The sequence below is a fragment of the Bacillus timonensis genome (assembly GCF_004799755.1).
Classification (GTDB): domain Bacteria; phylum Bacillota; class Bacilli; order Bacillales; family Bacillaceae_L; genus Ferdinandcohnia; species Ferdinandcohnia timonensis_A.
In genome coordinates this window covers 1-1,150 of record NZ_SLUB01000128.1, presented here as the reverse complement: position 1 = coordinate 1,150, position 1,150 = coordinate 1, and the positions used below count along the sequence as shown (strand labels likewise).

Annotated in this window: 1 protein-coding gene and 1 pseudogene; both read right to left on the bottom strand. The window is 30.8% G+C overall.

From position 1 onward, the window contains the following. Nucleotides 1-213: pseudogene (locus E1I69_RS24100) on the bottom strand (IS21 family transposase); the annotation flags it as partial. Nucleotides 214-288: 75 nt separating this feature from the next. Beyond that, nucleotides 289-663: a TnsA endonuclease N-terminal domain-containing protein gene (locus E1I69_RS24095; protein ID WP_136382019.1), complete on the bottom strand. Its 375-nt coding sequence runs from the start codon at nt 661-663 to the stop codon at nt 289-291. Nucleotides 664-1,150 lie beyond the last annotated feature (487 nt).

Here is a 1,150-nt window from a genome sequence, read left to right as displayed (position 1 = left end):
GTATTCATCAATTTTTGAAGACTTTTTTCTCGTCCTTTTAGGAACAAAACCATTCAGGTATTTTTCGACTGTTCGGCGATCTACCCCTAATTCCTCTGCCAATTTGCTCTTATTAATTTTCATTTTCATATGCTCCATTATTTGCTTGAATTTTGGTAAGTCTAAAAGACTATTAATCTCAAAATCAACATCGACATTCAATGATATATACATAGCTAGTCACCTCATGACTAGTATGTAGAATGAAAGCAACTTTGTACATATTTATCCAAGCGTTACTGTACATATTTAATGTAGCATTTCTACTTCCGGAACCTCTTCCCCTATCTCTTCATCCTTTTTAACATTTTTCCCCCTATAGACCGGATGTTTGATACCTGCTTTTTCCGCAAGTTCAATTGTTACACTACGATCTAATGGATATTGCTCTCTAATATCAAGAATAGAATCTGACCATTCAAAGATAAAAAAAGCATATAACTCAAGATTTGATAACAAATGGTGTTCCCTTTGTGTTTTCCATCCTTTTGGCCTATTACTTAACCCCTTTGAAGGCACATCTTTTATTTCTAACCAAGGTTTGTAATTTACTCCCTCCCCGGAGCCAAGCCCTTGCTTATATCTTTTTTCTATCGTTTTTTCTGACCACCGTGGATATGACATATTTCCCACATCTCCTTATTTTAAATAGTTAATAATCTGTCAACCAAAAGAAATATCCAACCCCTAATTTTGTTAATACCGAAAATTGGATAGTAAGAATATCAATGGAAGAATTATATTTTTTTGTTCGCTTTATCTCACTATCTATTTATTTGTTAAGTTCCAAACTAGAGCTTATAGTGAATATTTTGCCGAATAACTTTTCTAACCATTTATATCCTTTCCTGACTCTTAATTTGACGATTACTTTTTACTTTATTTAAACTTTAATCGATTCTCAAATCACTTCGTTTCAAATTCAAAGGTCAAAAATAAGGAAAAAACATCGAAAAATATCAAAAGGACCTACTTTCTAATTGAAATTTTCTTATCGGAAAATTAAATATTTAATTTATTTATATTTTCTTTTAGTTTATAAACGTGATTACAAGCAAATTTATTACGTTTATAAACGTCAATTATTATAACCTGTCTCTTATACACATCT

Bases quoted from the DNA above. Each gene is read 5' to 3' on its own strand.
- E1I69_RS24095 (WP_136382019.1), bottom strand. From the start codon at position 663: ATGTCATATCCACGGTGGTCAGAAAAAACGATAGAAAAAAGATATAAG.